Below are 14630 nucleotides of genomic sequence, written 5' to 3'. Positions count from 1 at the left end.
TATGCGCCCTGACTGCCTAACAAACCGTTAAAGCGTGCGCGATCAGGCCAGCCATTCCAGAAGCGAGGCGAGGCATTCGCGCGCCAGCAGCTTGCTGCGCTCGGGGCTCCAGCCCTGCGCGGGATCGGGCAGATCGTCGTTATCCTTGAACGGCATCTCGAGCGTCATCGCGACGGCGCCGAAGCGCTCGGCGATCTGGTTGGTGGCCATCGAGAGATTGGCCCTGCCGGGACGCGCGACCGGATAGCCGCGTCTGGTCTGGAAATCGGGCGTGCGGCGTTCGAGGATCGCGCGGTAGCGGCGATAGGCCTCACCCTGCGCTTCGGTCCAGCCGGGGATGCCTTCGAAGCCGGCGAAGAACACCGCCGGGATCGCCTCATCACCGTGGACGTCCATCGCGAAGTGGACACCGGTCTCGTCCATGGCACCACGGATCGCGACGACTTCAGGTGAGCGCTCGGCGCTAGGTTCGTGCCATTCGCGGTTGAGATTCACGCCCGCCGCATTGGTGCGCAAGTGGCCGCGCCGCGATCCATCGGGATTGCAATTGGGCACAACGTGGAAACAGCAGAGCTGGCGCAGCTTGCGTGCGTGCGGATCGGCCGGATCGGTCAGCATCTCGAGTGCGCCTTCCATCCACCATTCGGCCATCGATTCGCCGGGGTGCTGGCGCGCGATCAGCCAGATCTGCTTGTCGCTTTCGCCGCCAGTCCCTCCAAGCGAGAGGCAATCGATCGGCTGGCCATCGAGGCTGGTGCCGAGCACGCGGTGGGTCACGCCATCGCAGGCGGCGACTTCGGCGACGAGATCGTGGTGCCGCTCCATCGAATAGGGCGCGAAATAGGCGAAGGAGCAGGTCGCCGCCTCGGGCGTGTAGCGGATCGTCATGGTGCCGCCATCGAGCGCCGCGTCATAGCGTGTATCGGCGCGGTACCAGGTGTCACGGTCTTCCGAAACGCAGGCGCTGTAGCCGACCCAGCCATCGGGATAGGCGGCGGAGGCGAGGCCGGTGATCTTCAGTTCGAGCGCGCGCCCCGCACAGCCGCTGACGCGGAAATGGAACCACTGGAAGAATTCGGAACTGGCATCGCGCCGGATGGCGAGCCGGGCGCTGGCGCCGTCTATGCCGAGAACTTCGATGTTGCCGCTGTCAAAGCCTGCGTCGACGCTGATCTGTTGGGAAGTCATTTGACCGTGATAGTCGCCCCCGACGTTCCGGGAAAGCCCGAGAAAAGAGCATGGGCGAGACGCGGTGCGGCGAGATCGACGGCAGCCTCCTTGGCCTTCTCGCGCTCGACATTTTCCGCGCGGCCTTCCCACAGCGAAAGCCCGGTGGTGCGGCTGCGGATGGTGACGACCAATCGGGTGTAGACCCGCGCCTTGGGCCCGCCGCCGAGATTGAAGCCGAGGCCGAGCCCGACGCCGCTGTTCCAGCCGCCGGTCGAGCCGCCGACGCCAACCGAGACCGGGCCACGCTGGCGTTCGGTGCGCTGCACTTCACGTTCGACACGCACTTCCGCGACCGCATCGGCGGCGCCCGGAGTGGCGGTGCCGAAGCGCAGCGCGGCAAGTTCGGCTTCCACGGCCTGGAGCCAGACGCGGGTTTCAAGGCTGCTCGCGTCCATGCCGGGTGCCGCAATGACAGACACTGCGCCCCGGCCCAGCGTGGTCACGCTTTCGGGGGTGTGGAAGCGCGTGACTTCGACGGGGGCGGCGAGCGCGGGAGTCGCAAGTAGCGCTAGCGCAGTGAGGAGGATGCGGGCCTTCACGGCGTCACCGCCGCGAGAGGCTGGACGACCTGGCCATCAGGGAACTTCTTGAGCAGCGCGGTGGCGAGGCGGGCGGCCATCTGGCTGTTGTTGATACCGCCGTCTTCCTCCCGCGCTTCGCCTTCGGCGTGGCCCTCCCACAGGACGCGGCCAGAGGCCTTGTCGCGAATGCGCAGATCGAGCCGCGTGGCGACGATCGCCTTGGCCGGCTTGGTAAGATCGACCGCGAGCGCAAGGCCGAAGCCGCTGCCGCGATTGCTGACGGTGGTGCTCATTGCGCCGCTGACCTTCTTGTGCGGTGCCTCCTCCGGCACGGCCACGCTGTGGCTGACACCGATTTCGGCGATCTGGCCGGGATCGATGGCCGTGGCCGTATCATAGCCGCGTCGGGCGAGCTCGTCGATGACCGCAGCTTCGTAGACCGGGAGCTTGCCATCCTCGTTATCACCGGCGTCGGTGGCCATGCGGCTGACAACGATGCGGCCCTTGCCGAGCAGTGCTTCGGCATCGGCGCTGCGGTAGGCCGTCACGTCGATCTTCTTCGAAGGCTGCGCGCTCTGGCGGGCGGAAGGGTAGCGCGGATCGGGGTCCTGCCAGCCACCGCCACCGCCCCAGCGCCCTTCGCCGGGCATGCCCTGCGCGAGCGCAGGGGCCGCGCTGCAGACGAAGAGCGCGGCGAGGAGGGGCGTGGTGAACTTCATGCAAGGCCTTTCGGGACGGACGAGCGGCAAAACTAAGTCCTGAGGGCTGTCAGCCACATGAACGGTTCCTTTGTCGATTCCAACGCAAACGGAGCCTGCTAGTGCATTTCAGCATTTACTTAGGGAGTGATTCGCATGGGCAAGGTCCCCGTTCTCGTCACCGGCGGCGCCGGGTATATCGGCAGCCACGCGGTGCTGGCGCTGAAGGATGCGGGCTGGCCGGTCGCGGTGATCGACAATCTGACCACGGGCTTCCGCTTCGCGATCCCCGATGGCGTGCCGCTTTATGAAGGCGATATCGAGGATGGCGCCCTGCTCGCGCGGATCTTCGCCGAGCAGAAGATCGGCGCGGTGATGCACTTCGCCGGATCGATCATCGTACCCGAATCGGTCGAGAATCCGCTCAAGTACTATCACAACAATACCGCCAAAAGCCGGGCGCTGATCGCAGCAGCGGTGGAGGCCGGGGTCTCGCACTTCATCTTCTCCTCGACCGCGGCGACCTACGGCATTCCCGAGGTTTCGCCGGTCACGGAGGACAGCCCGAAGGCGCCGATCAATCCTTACGGCATGTCGAAGCTGATGACCGAGACGATGCTGGCAGACACCGCACGGGCGCATCCGCTGAACTATTGCGCGCTGCGCTACTTCAATGTGGCGGGGGCGGACCCGGAGGCGCGCACCGGGCAATCGACCGCAGGGGCAACGCACCTGATCAAGGTGGCGGTGGAAGCCGCGCTCGGCAAGCGGAGCCATGTCGGCGTGTTCGGCACCGATTTCGACACGCCCGACGGCACGGGCGTGCGCGACTATATCCATGTCTCCGATCTGGCCGCCGCGCATGTGCTGGCGCTGGAGGCGCTGATCGCAGAGCCCCGGCGTTCGCTGACGATGAACTGCGGCTATGGGCAGGGCTTTTCGGTGCTCGAAGTGCTCGATGCGGTGGACCGGGTGACCAACCACAAGATCGAGCGCAAGCTGGAGGGCCGCCGCGCGGGCGATCCCGATTCGCTGATTTCGGACAACCGGCGGATCAAGGCGACCCTGCCGTGGGTGCCGCGCTATGCCGATCTCGATGTGATTGTAAGCCATGCGCTGGCGTGGGAACGGAAACTGACCGAGATCCGCGCGGAAGGTTGACTTTCCTTTTTCTCCCGCATAACCGCCGCGTTCCAATTTCGGCCCGGTCGGCTCGGGCATAAGGATTCGCCATGAAGATTCGCAACAGCCTGAAGTCGCTCAAGGATCGTCACCGGGACAACCGCGTGATCCGTCGCCGCGGCCGCACCTACGTCATCAACAAGACCCAGAAGCGCTTCAAGGCGCGTCAGGGCTGATCCACGCGCCCCGCATCAGCGGGGCAGACGTGATCAACGGTCTTGAACCGGCAGAAGGCCTCCGCGATTGCGGGGGCGCTTTTGTTTGTGCTGAAGGAAATATGTGGTGCGGTCAGAAGTCGACGCCGTTGTCTGGGATATCGGCCACGTGCTGGTGCAGTGGTCCATCCGCTACCTTTATGAAAAGCTGATCGACGATCCGGCCGAGCTCGACTGGTTCCTCGGGCATGTCGTCACGCTGCCGTGGCACTTCCGGCATGATGCGGGCGAGCCGCTTGCGGACCTGATCGCCGAGAAAGTGGCCGAACACCCCGAGCATCGCGCGCTGATCGAGGCTTATGCGCCGCGCTGGCTGGATACGATTCCCGGGCCGATCGAAGGCACGCCTGCGCTGGTCGAGACGCTGGCGGCGAACGGCGTAGCCCAGTTTGCGATCACCAATTTCGGCGCGGATACCTGGGCGATGTTCCGCCCCACTTTCCCCGTGCTCGATCATATGGGCGATGTTGTGGTGAGCGGCGTCGAACGGCTTGCCAAGCCCGATCCGGCGATCTTCCAGCTTGCCGCGCAGCGCTTTGGCCATGCGCCGGAGCGGATGCTGTTCATTGATGACAACGCGGCGAATATCTCCAGCGCTGCGGCGCTTGGCTGGCGGGTGCATCACTTCACGCGCGGGGCCGAGGCGCTGGAGGCGGATTTGCGCGGGTTGGGGCTGCTATAGCCCGCTCCCAAGGCGGCTCATGTCGATCTGGATTGCTGCCTGCGCGGGAATGACGAAAGGAAAATGGGGACTGTCCCTGTTTCCTGCCCAACTCTACTCCCGACACCGCTCATGCTGAGCTTGTCGAAGCATAACACGCGGCGCTTGCGCCAGCACCCTTCGACAAGCTCATGGTGAGCGGGGATAGAGTGGTGTGACAGGGATTTGGCGGGTCTGTGGCAATCCGATGAGTGAGATCTGCCTGCCGTAGCCCGCCTCGCCGGCATGGGTGGAGCGGCGGAACGAGTAGAAGCGCTGGCCTTGCGAATAGGTGTCCTCACCTTGCATGCCGACGGTGCCGACGCCGAAGGCCGCCAGGCGCGCGGCGACGTAGCCTTCGAGATCGAACCAGCTGTGCCCTGCGCGGCCGGCCCTGAAGAATCGGGCGTTGGCTTCGTCTTCGGCGGTGAAGCGCGCTTCGAAGGCGGCGTCCACCTCGTAGCTTTTCTGGGCGATGCAGGGGCCGACCACGGCGGCGATGCGCGCACGGTCTGCGCCGAGGGCTTCCATCGCCTCTACCGTACGGTCGGTCACCCCGCCGATGGCACCCTTCCACCCGGCATGGGCAGCGCCGATCACGCCCGCGTGCGGATCGTGGAACAGGACCGGCGCGCAATCGGCGGTGAGCACGCCGAGCAGCAGGCCAGTCTCGGCGGTGACCAGTGCGTCGGCCTTGGGGCGGTCTGCATCGTCCCACGGTGCGGTGACCGTGACCACATCGGGCGAATGGATCTGGTAGCAGGTGAGGAGCCGCGCGCCCGGCAGCACCGCATCGCCCGCGCGGCGGCGGTTTTCGGCAGTGTGGGCGGGATCGTCCTCGCTGTAGCTGACATTGAGACCGCCGTGGATGCCGATGCTCACCCCGCCGCGCCGACCGAGGAAGCCGTGCGCCGCCCCGGCGAGCGCCGGGTGGGTCAACGTCTCCACACCTTCGCTCATCCTTCGAGGCTCTTGCTCACCTGTTCGCGCACATCGCGCGAAAGGCCGGGGGCTGCGGCGATCCGTTCCAATTCGGCGCGCATCAAGGCGGCGCGTGCCGGTTCGATGCGGCGCCAGCGGCCCAGCGGAGGGACGAAGCGCGCGGCGACATTGCCGTTGATGGGATCGAGCTTGAGGATGAGATCGGCGATCATCCGGTAGCCAGCGCCGCTGGCCGCATGGAACGCCTGAGGATTGGCGGCGAACGCCATGTAGAGCGCGCGGACACGGTTGGGGTTGGTCAGCGTGAAATCAGGATGACCTGCCAGCGCGGTGACATGCGCGAGCGTATCGGGATGGAGCGCGCCGGCCTGGATCGAAAACCACTTGTCGATCACCAGCGCATTGCCGGCAAAGCGCGCGTGGAAATCGGCGAGCGCGTCGCGGCGGGCAGCGTCGCATTCGGCCGCACCGATCCCGGCGAGGACCATGAGTGCGCCTTGCCGGTCGGTCATGTTGTCTGCCGCATCATATTGCGACTTGGCGCGGCGGGCGGCTTCGGCGGGATCGCTGGCGGCAAGGTAGACGATGGCCTGCGTCTTCAGCTTGCGCGCGCCGCGAGCGGCGGCTTCGAGGCTGTAGGGCACGGCGGTGCAACGATCGTGGAGGGCGTGCCACTCAGCGGCAAGTTCGCTGCCAAGCCAGCGCTTCAAGGCCTCACGCTCGGCGTGGATGCGCGAAGGGTCGGCGAGGGTGAGCTGTTCGGCGATATAGCCTTCGCCGGGCAGGATCAGGAGTTCGCCGCGCATGAGATCGTCGAGCGCCTTGTCGCCCAGAACCGCGGCGTAGACATCGCGGATCGCGGCAAGGCCTTCGGCGCGGGCCGCATCGGTCAATTCGCCCGAGACAGCCCCGACGAGGTGGCGGACCATAAGCTGCTGCATCGCCTCGTAGCGGGCGAACGGATCGTCATCGTGCGCGGCAAGGAAGACGAGATCGCCGGTCGGCATCGGCATGTCGATGGCGACGGGGGCGGAGAAGCCGCGGTTGATCGAGAGGACCGGTGGCTGCGCGAAGCCGGAGAAGGTGAAGGTCTGCTCGGCCTCGGTGAGGATGAGCAGCTGCTCGCCGCCGTGCCGGCCAGAAGCGCGATCAAACAGTGCGGTGCGCAGCGGGATCACCATCGGCTGCTTGTCCGGCTGGCCGGGGGTGGCGGGGACGGTCTGGGAGAGGGTGAGCGTGGCCGTATCGCCCGCGTGGGTGAGCGTGGCGGTGACGCGCGGGGTGCCAGCCTGCTCGTACCAGCGGCGGAACTGCTTGAGGTCGAGCCCGGCGCCGTCCTCGATCGCGCGGACGAAATCCTCGCAGGTCGCCGCTTCGCCGTCATGCCGGTCGAAGTAGAGATCGGTGCCGGCGCGGAAGCGTTCGGCGCCGGCCATCACCGTCATCATGCGGATGACTTCGGCACCCTTGTTGTAGACCGTCGCGGTGTAGAAGTTGCTGATTTCCTGATAGGCATCGGGGCGGATCGGGTGTGCGAGCGGGCCTGAATCCTCCGGGAACTGGGCGGCGCGCAGCACGCGCACATCCTCGATCCGCTTGACCGGGGCCGAACCCATGTCCGCGCTGAACTGCTGATCGCGCAGCACGGTGAAGCCTTCCTTGAGGCTCAGCTGAAACCAGTCGCGGCAGGTGACGCGGTTGCCCGACCAGTTGTGGAAATACTCGTGCGCGACGACGCCTTCGATGGCGTCATAATCGCCGTCGGTCGCGGTTTCGGGATCGGCGAGGATGTAGCGCGTGTTGAAGACGTTGAGGCCCTTGTTCTCCATCGCGCCCGCATTGAAATCGGCGACGGCGACGATGTTGAACAAGTCGAGATCGTACTCGCGGCCATAGACGTCCTCGTCCCAGCGCATCGAATCGATGAGCGCCTTCATCGCGTGGCCAGTGCGCGTTTCGTCCCCGGCGCGGACGTAGATGGCGAGATCGACCTTGCGGCCCGAGCGGGTGGTGAACGTATCGCGCGAGGCAACGAGATCGCCCGCGACGAGCGCGAAGAGGTAGGAGGGCTTGGGCCACGGATCGTGCCATTCGGCCCAATGCGTGCCGTCGGCGTTTTCGCCGCTGGCGACGGGGTTGCCGTTGGAGAGGAGCACGGGGAAAGCCGCCTTGTCGCCCGCCATGCGCACGGTGTAGCGGCTGAGCACATCGGGCCGGTCGGGGAAGAAAGTGATGCGGCGGAAGCCCTCGGCCTCGCACTGGGTGCAGAGCATGCCGTTCGACGCATAGAGGCCAGAGAGCTGCGTGTTGGCGGCGGGATCGATCTCGGTCTCGATGGTGACCGTGTGGCGGTCGCCGGGGAGGTCGATCACGAGGTTGCCGCCGTCCATGCGCCAATCGTTGTGCGCGGCGCCGTCAACCAGCACGCTCTTGGCGGCAATGCCATCGCCATCGAGCCGCAGGGGGCCGTGCGCCGCGCCGCCCCGTTCAACCACCAGATCAGCGCGCACCTTCGTGGCGGTGAGCGAGAGCGCGAAATCCAGCGCGATTTCCGGGACCAGCCATTCCGGCGGACGGTAGTCGGTGCGTTGAATGACGGGGGCGGGGACGGCGGGGGTGCTGGAAAGATCGTTCATGGCCCCAATGTAGGGAGCCTGCGCGCACGGGGAAGCGCAAAAACGGCGGGCCGGAAAATCTTCGTGGCAAGAGCGCTTGACGAGGCCGCGACCGGGCCGCACCCATGGCGCGGCCGGAATGGGCAAGGGGACGGGGTCGCATACCATGCCGCTGACAAGATTGACTGCATGCGTTTTTCTGGGGCTTCTGGCGGCTGTGCCCGGCCTGGCCCACGCTGCCGCCGCGTTCGATGTCGACCATGCGACGCAGCTGTGGCTGGCGACGCTGAGCGGCCCGGCGCAGGCGCGGTCCGACGCCTATTTCGAGGGGGGCGAGTGGCTGGGGCTGTGGGGCACGCTGATCTCGCTCGGCATCTACTGGTTCCTGCTGCGCATCCGGCTGCTGCCCAAGGTGCGGACCGCAATGCACCGGCGCGGCTGGCGCCCGTGGCTGGGGCTGCTGGCCTGCGGACTGGTGTTCATCGCGGTGGATACGCTGCTGAGCCTGCCGTGGACCTTCTACACCGGCTATCTGCGCGAGCGGCAATATGGGCTGATGAACCAGTCTGTGGGGGCATGGCTGGGCGATCAGGCGATCGGCCTCCTGCTTGGCGCACTGCTGGGGAGCGTGTTGCTGCTGGTGATCTATGCGGTGATCCGCAAGTATCCGAAGCACTGGTGGCTGATCGGCACCGGGGTGATCGGCGTGGCGATCACGTTCCTCGTGCTCATCACGCCGGTGTTCATCGTGCCGCTGTTCAACACCCAGTCCGAACTGCCGGACGGCCCGGTGCGGGCGCGGGTGGTGGCTATGGCGAAGGCCTACAACGTGCCTTCGGAGCACATCTATCTTGTCGATGCATCGCGCCAGTCGGACCGGATTTCGGCGAACGTTTCGGGCATCGGGCCGACGATCCGCATCTCGCTCAACGACAACCTGCTGAAGAAGACCGGCGTGGCGGAAACCGCGGCGGTGATGGGGCATGAACTGGGCCACTATGTGCTGGGACACGTGTGGCGGACAATCGTGGTGCTAACCCTGCTGATGGGCCTGCTGCTGTGGCTGGCATCGCGTATCGCGCCGGCGCTGATCCGCCATGGCGGGCAGCGCTGGGATGTGCGTGGGCTCAGTGATCCGGCCTCGCTGCCAGTGCTGGCGGCCGTGCTGAGCGTGCTTTCGCTGCTGGCGACGCCGGTGACCAACACGCTGATCCGGGTCGATGAAAGCGAGGCCGATGCTTTCGGACTGGATGCCGCGCGCGAGCCTGATGGCTTTGCTGCGGCGGCGATGAAGCTTTCGGCCTATCGCAAGATCGCGCCGGGCGCGCTTGAGGAGATGCTGTTCTTCGATCACCCATCGGGCAAGACGCGGGTGCACATGGCGATGCAGTGGAAGAAGGACCATGTTCCGAATGCGACCGAAGTCGTGCCGCCCCCGCTGCCCCCACTCAAACTGCCGGACCCGAAGCCGTGAACCTGCTCATCTTCGGCATGGGCTATACCTCCAAGGTGATCGCGGCGCGGCTGCGCGCGGCGGGCTGGGAAGTTGTCGGCACCGGGCGCGAGGGGACCATGGGGTTCCATGACCGCGAGGGTGTGCTGGGCGCGCTGGCGGACGCAAGCCATGTGCTGTCCTCCGTCCCGCCTGCGCGCGAGGGCGGCGATCCGGTGCTGGAAGCGTATGGTGAGGCGTTGGCGGCGGCGAAGCCCAAGTGGATCGGGTATCTCTCTTCGACCGGGGTCTACGGCGATGTCGGCGGGGCGTGGGTGGATGAGACGGCGGAAGTCGGCACCGGGCGGCGCTCGGCGCGTACGGCGGCGGATCTGGCGTGGCAGGGGCTTGGCGCGCAGGTGCGGGTGTTCCGCCTGCCGGGTATCTATGGCCCCGGGCGCAGTGCGCTCGACCGCGTGCGCGAAGGCCATGCGAAACGCATCGCGCTGGAGGGGCAGGTGTTCAGCCGCGTGCATGTCGAGGACATTGCCGCAGGCGTGATCGCCGGGATGGCGGGGCCGGCGGGGGTCTACAACCTCGGCGACGACGAGCCCTCGAGCCAGAACGCGGTGATCGAGGAAGCGGCGCGGCTGCTGGGGGTGAACCCGCCGCCGCTGCAGACGCTGGAAGAGGCCGCGCTCTCGCCCATGGCGCTGGCGTTCTATGCCGAGAACCGGCGGGTGGCGAACGGCAAAGCCAAGCGCGTGCTGGGCTGGCGGCTGGCTTACCCGACTTACCGCGAAGGGTTGCGCGCCCTGAGCGCCACGACCAGCCCGATCATCGCGAGCGACGCGCCTGCTCCGGCGAGCAGCGACCAGCGGTAGCCTTCGACGGCGGTCGAGATCAGCATCGCCACGACGGGGACAAGCACGCCGTTGTAGGCGGCGCGGCCGGGGCCGAGCGCGCGCAGCAGGCCGTTGTACATCGGGAAGGTGACGACGGTGCCGACAATCGCGAGATAGGCGGCGCCGCCGGCGTAGGACCACGTCCAATCAAAGCGCGGCGGGCCGGAGAGGATCCATGCGATCGTGGCATCCACGATAGCGCCGATCATCATCGCCCAGGCAAGCAGGGTCGGCACCGGCTGGCCGCGCGCCGCAGGGCTTGCCTGCACGACATTGCCGACCGACGCGAACGTGAGCGCGACGAGGACCATGAAGCCGCCGACAAGGACCTGCGCGCCCATTGCGCTGTTCTGCGCCAGTGCGATGCGATATTCGTGCAGCATCAGCAGCCCGATGCCGACCAGCGCGATGGCTGTGCCGATCATGAAGCCACGCGTGATGCGCTGGCCAAGGAAGACGCGCGAAAGGACGGTGTTGGGCACCAGCAGCAGCGCGAAGAGCACCGCGACGAGGCCCGAGGTGATATATTGCTCGGACCGGTAGACGAACTGGAAGTTGAGGCTGAACACGCTGCAGCCCATGACGGCGGCGACCATCAGCCCGCGCTTGTCCGGCACCAGCGGCAGGCGCTTGAACGCGGCGAACACGAACATGCCGATTGCCGCGCCGGTGAAGCGCCAGGTGACTGACCAGCTCGGCGGTACATCGCCCAGCTGATACTTGATGGCGATCCATGTCGAACCCCAGATCAGTGCAGTGATCAGGAAGGGGGCAAGGATGCGCGGTTCGAGGAAGCGGGCCTCGCCGCCTGTCTGATGATCGACGCTCATAGGGCGGCTATGGCGCGGGCGAGCGCCTCCACTTCCTGCGGCGGGCTGCTCCACGCGGTGACGAGACGGGCCGCGCCGGGGGCACCTGCAGGGGCATTCCAGTCGTAAAAGTCGAAGCCCTGCGCGCGCAGCGCTGCCTGCTCGGCGGGGGCGAGGATCACGAAGATCTCGTTGGCCTCCACCGGATGAATCAGCCGGTCGCCGCAGGCCGCGGCGATTTCCTGCGCGGCGGCATTGGCGGCGCGCGCGTTATCGAGCCAGAGATCGCCCTCGATCATGGCGAGGACCTGCGCGGCAAGGTAGCGGCCCTTCGATTGCAGGTGCCCGGCGCGCTTGCGGCGATAGCGGACGACATCGACGAGATCGGGCGCGAAGAAGACAATCGCTTCCGCGCTCATCCCGCCGTTCTTCACGCAGCCGAAGGTGAGCGCGTCGACCCCGGCGCTGTTGGTGACGTCCGCCGGGTTGCAACCGAGGTAGGCGATGGCGTTGGCGAAACGCGCGCCGTCCATGTGGAGGCCCAGCCCGCGTTCCTTTGCCAGTGCGCCGATCGCGGCGACTTCCTGCGCGGTATAGACACGGCCGCATTCGGTGGCCTGCGTGATCGAGATCGCGTGCGGCTGGACCTGGTGGACGCCGGGGCGGATCGCACCCAGCACGGAGCGGATCGTCTCAGGCGTGAGCTTGGCGCCTTCACCCTCCGCCAGCAGCAGCTTGGCACCATGCAGGAAGAAGCCGGGCGCGCCGCCCTCATCCATCTCGATATGCGCCTCGCGGTGGCAGACGACGCCGCCGTGCGGCGGGACCATGGCCGAAAGCGCAAGGCAGTTGCCGGCGGTGCCCGTCGCCACCCAGATCGCGGCGCAAGGCACACCGAACAGATCGGAGAACGCCGCATCGAGCCGGGCCGAGAGTGCATCGCCATCATAGGCGGTGTCCGCGACATCGGCGGCCTGCATCGCGGCCCAGATGCGGGGGTGGACAGGGGCGGCGTTGTCGGAGAAGAACTTCATGGGCGCACCCCTTAACCGGCATGGTGCGCGGGGGGAAGTGAGCTTCCCTTTGGAGACGACAAGCGATGGATGACCCGGCAATTTCGCTCATCGATGAAGGCGCCCACGGTGAATATCAGGCGCGCGTCGCCGATAGCAGCGCGATCGGACGGCTGACCTGGGTGCGACGCGACACTGTGGTGACGACCGAGCACACGCTGGTGCCGACCGAGATCGGCGGGCGGGGGATCGCCGGCAAGCTGGTCGAGGCGCTGATTGCCGATGCGAGGACGCAGGGCTGGAAGATCGTGCCCGAGTGCAGCTATGTCGCCGCCGCGTTCAAGCGCCATCCGGAATGGGCGGACCTGCTGGCCTGAGGGGCTTCAATGCGTTGGGGGGTGTCGATGAGCCGTTTGCTGGCCCTGTTTGCGATCGCCGCGCTTTTGCCGGGGGCTGCCAACCCGGATTTCCGGATCGTGCCGGCGCAGGACGTCCACTGGATCGCGCTGCCGGGCACGCCCGGTGTGGAGAGCGCGCTGATTGCGGGCAATCCCTCGCAGCCGGGGACGTATGTTATCCGTGTGAAGTTTCCGCCGCATGTGATGGACCGTCCGCATAGCCATAGCCGGGACCGGCACGTGACGGTGCTGGAGGGGCATTGGTTTGCGGGAACAGGGCCCGATTTCGATCCGGCCAAGGCCCTGCGGCTGGGGCCGGGAAGCTACATGTTCCACCCGGCGGGCGGCGTGCATTGGGATGGTTCGAACAGCGACGAGACCGTGATCGTGCAGATCATCGGCGAGGGCCCGCTGACGAGCGCGGATGTCGATCCCTCGAAAGGATCATGGGTGGTGCTGGACAAGCACTGAAGCGCCATCGCCGCGCCAGCGGCAAGTAAGGGGAAATGGTGCTGCTGGGGAGGATTGAACTCCCCCACCAGTCCCGAAAACCGCAGAAATCCTAGGGTCAGGATTCGACCGCTGACCCGGATGTACTAGCCGAATGTAACAGTGTGGGCAACGGGCAAAGCGCGCGCTCCTGCATCCCTGCAACCCCGATTGCCCTTACTCGCACGTCTGGAGTAGATCTGGGGGCCTTGGTGTCGAGATACCTCTCGAAGTCCATCAGCCGCCTCACCACCCAGTGATTCAGTTCCGAAAAAACTTGTGGGCAATCGCTGAGGCGATAGGTCCCACGCCAACCGGCCACAGCGTTCTGAATCGCAGAGACAGTCGCAGCGTACGGCTTTTCCCAAGGCTTAAGTGTGCGGCCCGACGCGGCCTTAACGATGGTCTTCTGCCCATCGCGAATCAGGGTATCAATGTTAGCCTTCAACCGCGCTTGTGCATCCCGACTAGGGGGATACTTCCCCGGCAAAAGCTGATGGCCAAGGAACGTGAAGCCCTCCCCAATGGACCCGATAAACGCCTTCCTTGGGTTAAGTGCGGGGTCATAGGCGTCCATCTTCAAGTTCCTTAGGAGACGGCGCGCAGCCTGCATTCCTTTGTCAACACTCCTGCGCTCTCGTCCGAGCAGGATGAAGTCGTCAATGTACCTGATGCAGACGAGGCCACGGGCAGGGTCGTTCATTTCTTGGTCGAAGTCCCGAAGGACGATGTTCCCGGCGAGCGCGGACAGCGGACAGCCTTGGGCCACGCCATCGTCGCCAGTGGGAAAAAGCCGATAGTCTTCGGCGCTAAGGTCAGCGGCGTTGCTCAGTTCAACCTGTAATGCGTCCCGGAACAAGTCGCAGAAGTCTTCTTCCCCGACCTCATCCCGGATGAACTCCACAACTTGCGGCTTAGGGATATGGTTGAAGAAGTCGGCGATGTCGGACCCAGCAACATACCGGTAACCGTCAAGCGCGCAACGTTCGACAATCTCCAGAGCGTTGTCCACACCTCGACCGGGTAAACCACCCACCGATGTGGGGGTGCTTAGGACCGCGTGCAGGCGCTGCAGTTGAGTTGCGCCATGCAGCGTGTCCAATATCGCGCGTTGCACAACCCTGTCAGCCAAGGTGGCAACTGCGATGGGCCTATTGCCGACCTTCCCCGGTCCCTTAGGAACCGCAGCACCATAAACCGGGCTGAACTTATACCCCCTAAGGAGCGATTGTTGCAGTTTGCGAAGGTTTCTTGGGAGGTCAGCAGCGAACTTTCGCCCCGCCTCCTTGGTCTTAGCCCGCTGTGACGTTCGAGCATTGCTCTCAATCGCCCGCCAAGCCGTCAACAGCGTCTCGGTCGTGCGAAGTTGAGGAAATAGCAATCGACTAGCTTGGGGTCCTGCCACCAAAATCCCCCCGGCTAACCGCAGGGCCGACAACCAGAGTTGCCGAACCCTCGACGTGCCACGCGATGCCAGAGGC

General features: G+C 65.9%; 15 protein-coding genes. 7 read left to right on the top strand and 8 right to left on the bottom strand.

All coding sequences use genetic code 11. The annotated features are described in order from the left end of the window. Window positions 1–42: 42 nt before the first annotated feature. The 3 genes from ACODS2_RS19570 to ACODS2_RS19560 are packed head-to-tail and all read right to left on the bottom strand — an operon-like array spanning window position 43 to window position 2470. A complete protein-coding gene (locus tag ACODS2_RS19570) occupies window positions 43–1188 on the bottom strand; it encodes a M14 family metallopeptidase (protein WP_489000284.1) in 1146 nt (381 codons plus the stop codon). Continuing rightward, window positions 1185–1769, bottom strand: a complete 585-nt coding sequence (locus tag ACODS2_RS19565) for a DUF4136 domain-containing protein (RefSeq protein WP_298168054.1) — start codon at window positions 1767–1769, stop codon at window positions 1185–1187. The genes ACODS2_RS19570 and ACODS2_RS19565 overlap by 4 nt, the downstream gene beginning before the upstream one ends. After that, window positions 1766–2470: a DUF4136 domain-containing protein gene (locus tag ACODS2_RS19560; protein ID WP_298168051.1), complete on the bottom strand. Its 705-nt coding sequence runs from the start codon at window positions 2468–2470 to the stop codon at window positions 1766–1768. The genes ACODS2_RS19565 and ACODS2_RS19560 overlap by 4 nt, the downstream gene beginning before the upstream one ends. Before the next feature lie 135 nt (window positions 2471–2605). Between ACODS2_RS19560 and galE the strand changes: the two genes are divergently transcribed. From galE to ACODS2_RS19545, 3 genes are all read left to right on the top strand, one after another. Continuing rightward, entirely contained in the window at window positions 2606–3610 is a 1005-nt protein-coding gene (galE, locus tag ACODS2_RS19555; RefSeq protein ID WP_489000283.1) for a UDP-glucose 4-epimerase GalE, read from the top strand. Window positions 3611–3681: 71 nt separating this feature from the next. Further along, the gene (gene ykgO, locus ACODS2_RS19550; protein WP_054122357.1) at window positions 3682–3807 is read left to right on the top strand and encodes a type B 50S ribosomal protein L36; all 126 of its coding nucleotides are present in this window, start codon (window positions 3682–3684) and stop codon (window positions 3805–3807) included. A 106-nt stretch (window positions 3808–3913) separates the two neighbouring features. Continuing rightward, window positions 3914–4528, top strand: coding sequence for an HAD-IA family hydrolase (locus tag ACODS2_RS19545; protein WP_489000282.1), 615 nt, complete (start codon window positions 3914–3916; stop codon window positions 4526–4528). Between the two features lie 168 nt (window positions 4529–4696). Here the strand turns inward: ACODS2_RS19545 and pgeF are convergent, their stop codons facing one another. Further along, complete coding sequence (gene pgeF / locus ACODS2_RS19540; RefSeq protein ID WP_489000281.1) at window positions 4697–5506, bottom strand: peptidoglycan editing factor PgeF; 810 nt, start codon at window positions 5504–5506, stop codon at window positions 4697–4699. Then, entirely contained in the window at window positions 5503–8124 is a 2622-nt protein-coding gene (gene pepN / locus ACODS2_RS19535) for an aminopeptidase N (RefSeq protein ID WP_489000280.1), read from the bottom strand. The genes pgeF and pepN overlap by 4 nt, the downstream gene beginning before the upstream one ends. 196 nt (window positions 8125–8320) lie before the next feature. Here pepN and ACODS2_RS19530 point away from each other — a divergent pair, with 196 nt between their 5' ends. Continuing rightward, a complete protein-coding gene (locus ACODS2_RS19530) occupies window positions 8321–9577 on the top strand; it encodes a M48 family metalloprotease (protein WP_489000279.1) in 1257 nt (418 codons plus the stop codon). A 17-nt stretch (window positions 9578–9594) separates the two neighbouring features. Next, window positions 9595–10419, top strand: coding sequence for a Rossmann-fold NAD(P)-binding domain-containing protein (locus ACODS2_RS19525; protein WP_489000439.1), 825 nt, complete (start codon window positions 9595–9597; stop codon window positions 10417–10419). Here ACODS2_RS19525 and ACODS2_RS19520 read toward each other — a convergent pair. Together ACODS2_RS19520 and ACODS2_RS19515 are read right to left on the bottom strand one after the other, a co-directional pair. After that, on the bottom strand, window positions 10329–11270 hold the full coding sequence (locus tag ACODS2_RS19520; RefSeq protein WP_489000278.1) for a DMT family transporter: 942 nt from the start codon (window positions 11268–11270) through the stop codon (window positions 10329–10331). The genes ACODS2_RS19525 and ACODS2_RS19520 overlap by 91 nt on opposite strands. Beyond that, a complete protein-coding gene (locus ACODS2_RS19515; protein WP_489000277.1) occupies window positions 11267–12283 on the bottom strand; it encodes a threonine aldolase family protein in 1017 nt (338 codons plus the stop codon). Before ACODS2_RS19515 ends, ACODS2_RS19520 begins: the two co-directional genes overlap by 4 nt. 65 nt (window positions 12284–12348) lie before the next feature. On the opposite strand from ACODS2_RS19515, the gene ACODS2_RS19510 reads away from it, so the two are divergent. Further along, complete coding sequence (locus ACODS2_RS19510; RefSeq protein WP_489000276.1) at window positions 12349–12639, top strand: GNAT family N-acetyltransferase; 291 nt, start codon at window positions 12349–12351, stop codon at window positions 12637–12639. A gap of 27 nt (window positions 12640–12666) precedes the next feature. After that, window positions 12667–13131 carry a cupin domain-containing protein gene (locus ACODS2_RS19505; RefSeq protein ID WP_489000275.1) on the top strand — a complete coding sequence of 155 codons (465 nt, stop codon included), beginning with the start codon at window positions 12667–12669 and terminating at the stop codon, window positions 13129–13131. Between the two features lie 97 nt (window positions 13132–13228). Here the strand turns inward: ACODS2_RS19505 and ACODS2_RS19500 are convergent, their stop codons facing one another. Further along, window positions 13229–14554, bottom strand: coding sequence for a reverse transcriptase domain-containing protein (locus ACODS2_RS19500; protein WP_489000438.1), 1326 nt, complete (start codon window positions 14552–14554; stop codon window positions 13229–13231). Window positions 14555–14630 lie beyond the last annotated feature (76 nt).

This window comes from Novosphingobium sp. FG137, assembly GCF_057809735.1.
This window is presented reverse-complemented; position numbering and strand designations above follow the sequence as displayed.

Bases quoted from the DNA above. Each gene is read 5' to 3' on its own strand.
- ACODS2_RS19570 (WP_489000284.1), bottom strand. From the start codon at position 1,188: ATGACTTCCCAACAGATCAGCGTCGACGCAGGCTTTGACAGCGGCAAC.
- ACODS2_RS19560 (WP_298168051.1), bottom strand. From the start codon at position 2,470: ATGAAGTTCACCACGCCCCTCCTCGCCGCGCTCTTCGTCTGCAGCGCG.
- galE (WP_489000283.1), top strand. From the start codon at position 2,606: ATGGGCAAGGTCCCCGTTCTCGTCACCGGCGGCGCCGGGTATATCGGC.
- ykgO (WP_054122357.1), top strand. From the start codon at position 3,682: ATGAAGATTCGCAACAGCCTGAAGTCGCTCAAGGATCGTCACCGGGAC.
- pgeF (WP_489000281.1), bottom strand. From the start codon at position 5,506: ATGAGCGAAGGTGTGGAGACGTTGACCCACCCGGCGCTCGCCGGGGCG.
- pepN (WP_489000280.1), bottom strand. From the start codon at position 8,124: ATGAACGATCTTTCCAGCACCCCCGCCGTCCCCGCCCCCGTCATTCAA.
- ACODS2_RS19525 (WP_489000439.1), top strand. From the start codon at position 9,595: ATGGGCTATACCTCCAAGGTGATCGCGGCGCGGCTGCGCGCGGCGGGC.
- ACODS2_RS19520 (WP_489000278.1), bottom strand. From the start codon at position 11,270: ATGAGCGTCGATCATCAGACAGGCGGCGAGGCCCGCTTCCTCGAACCG.
- ACODS2_RS19515 (WP_489000277.1), bottom strand. From the start codon at position 12,283: ATGAAGTTCTTCTCCGACAACGCCGCCCCTGTCCACCCCCGCATCTGG.
- ACODS2_RS19510 (WP_489000276.1), top strand. From the start codon at position 12,349: ATGGATGACCCGGCAATTTCGCTCATCGATGAAGGCGCCCACGGTGAA.
- ACODS2_RS19505 (WP_489000275.1), top strand. From the start codon at position 12,667: ATGAGCCGTTTGCTGGCCCTGTTTGCGATCGCCGCGCTTTTGCCGGGG.